The organism is Psychroflexus sp. MES1-P1E, from assembly GCF_002836055.1.
Lineage (GTDB): Bacteria > Bacteroidota > Bacteroidia > Flavobacteriales > Flavobacteriaceae > Psychroflexus.
This window is the reverse complement of record NZ_PJBS01000245.1, coordinates 1-2321: the sequence shown is the minus strand read 5'-3', so window position 1 is coordinate 2321 and position 2321 is coordinate 1. Positions and strand designations below refer to the sequence as shown.

The 2321-nt window shown below is 32.7% G+C and carries 2 protein-coding genes and 1 pseudogene; 2 read left to right on the top strand and 1 reads right to left on the bottom strand.

From position 1 onward, the window contains the following. Window positions 1–422 (bottom strand): reverse transcriptase domain-containing protein (locus tag CXF67_RS09360; RefSeq protein ID WP_257984643.1); only part of this gene is annotated, 422 nt, incomplete at its 3' end. A 40-nt stretch (window positions 423–462) separates the two neighbouring features. On the opposite strand from CXF67_RS09360, the pseudogene CXF67_RS19310 reads away from it, so the two are divergent. Continuing rightward, window positions 463–1467: pseudogene (locus tag CXF67_RS19310) on the top strand (IS30 family transposase). A gap of 56 nt (window positions 1468–1523) precedes the next feature. Then, window positions 1524–2321: CE1 family esterase (locus CXF67_RS09345; protein ID WP_102088515.1), on the top strand; the 798-nt coding region annotated here is incomplete at its 3' end.

Sequence of the window (2321 nt, the reverse complement as noted above, 5' to 3'; positions counted from 1 at the left end):
TTACTACAGTGAATAATCATATCATCGGCGAAACGAACCCTTTTTATTTTAGGAAAATGTAGTACAAGCCATCTATCTGTACAGTAATGTAAAAATAAATTGAACAGTAACGCACTAATTACACCTCCTTGCGGTGTCCCTCTTCCTGTTGCGTGTTTTAATGTACCATCTTTAAGCTGGATAGGTGCTTCTAACCATCGCTTTATATACATTTTAACCCATGATTCACAAACGTGAACTTCTAGTGCTTTGAAGAGTAATTCATGGTTGATATTCTCGAAAAATTCTTTGATATCCAAATCTATTACCCAGCTGTATTTCTGTACATTTTTCTGTACTTCTCTTACAGCTTGATGTCCACTCTTGTTTGGCCTATAACCATAAAAGTTATCCATAAATTTAGCATCTAATCGCGTAATCAATAACTTAACGCAACAAATCTAAATTTATAGATTTGTTATTATGGTTCGTAAAAAAAATAGACGGCTTACCTTAAAAGAGAGGGTTCAAATAGAGACTCTTTTACAACAAAATAAGACCAAAGCTTACATCGCTAAAACTCTAAATAGATCTCGTTCTACAATCACCAGAGAAGTTAATAAATGGGTGCAATCTCATAAAGATACATACGCTGCTGAATTAGCTAACTGGAACGCTAAAGACAATGACTTAAACAAAAGGAACACTGATAAAATATCCATTCATAAAAAACTTAGAATGTATGTTTTTAAAGGCCTCTTATCACAATGGACTCCCAAACAAATTGCAGGAAAAATTAAATTAGAATATCCTAATGACCCAATTATGTCAATCTCACATGAATCTATTTACAGGTACATCTATACAAAGTCTCAAGCAAGTCTAAACAAAAACTCATCAAACTATTAGTCAGAAAAAAAACAAGACGTAGACCTGCTAAAAAAAGACGTGGAACTGGAAGTAAAATAATCAATCAAGTCAGTATTGACAATAGACCTAAACATATTGAGCTAAGAGAAGAAACATGACATTGGGAAGGAGATTTAATGATTGGTAAAAACCAAAAATCTGCAATTGGAACAATTGTAGAACGCAAATCTAGGGACACTTTAATTGTAAAATTAAAAAGTAAGAAAGCAGATGAAAAAGCTATAATGTTTTCAAAAAAACTAAATCAACTTCAAAAAATAGTTAAAAAAATCTATGACTTATGATAACGGAATTGAAATGGCTAGGCGCGAAAAAATAACTAAAAAAACTGACATAAAAATTTACTTTGCACACCCATACTCTTCTTGGCAAAGAGGAACTAACGAAAATACAAATGGACTCATTAGAAGGTATCTCCCTAAAGGAAGAGACTTCAATAAAATCGATGAAAGATCACTCAGAATTATTCAAGAAAAACTCAATAATAGACCAAGGAAAATTATAGGATTTAAAACCCCTCAAGAAATGATGGGTTCTGAACTAAAAAAGATAGCTTAGTATCAACGAAAAAAAAGCAACGTTTGTTGCGTTACAATCTTGAATCCAGCCCTAAAATGAAAAAAATAATTATCATAGCTTTTTGTATTACCTTAATTCAAAGCTGTAACAAAGACGACAAGGCAACAGATATACCAGATATTTTTAATTTAATAGGTGGAACAAATGAAGTGACGATTAATCAAACAATTGACGGAAATTCTGTTCCTAGATTAGTGTATGTAAAAACACCACAAAATTTAAACACTTCATTATCTTATCCAATTGTGTTCTTTTTTCATGGAGCAGGAGGTTCTGGACAAGATTTCTTGTACAATAACAACATAGTTGAACTAATAAATTCTGAAGAATTTATTGGAGTTTTTCCCAATGGACATTCAAATAATGGAAGTAATGGCGGGTTTTGGAATTTAGGCTCTGAACCTACTAATGCTGATGATGTAGAATTTGTAGATTTAATTATCGACCAATTAATAACCTCTCCATTAATAGACACATCCAAAGCCTACGCCATAGGCTTTTCAAATGGTTCGGGGTTAGTAAACCTGTTAGGGAAATCTACAAGTCATTTCAATGCTATAGCTCCGCTTTTTAGCCAACAAATCTTAAGTACAGGAGATCTAACACCTACTAAAGCAATGTCTGTTTTTCAGGTTAACGGAGAAGTTGATGGCATAATTCCCTTAAATGGAGGGGTAAGTTCTGTTGGAACATTTATGTCAGCGCAGAATAGTGCTCTTAATTGGGCTAATCATTTCAACTGCAATTCAACTGCAACTCAAGAAGATCTTAATTGGGGAAATACCATTTTAAATTCATTCACATTCTCTAATTGTGATGATAGTCATGAAATA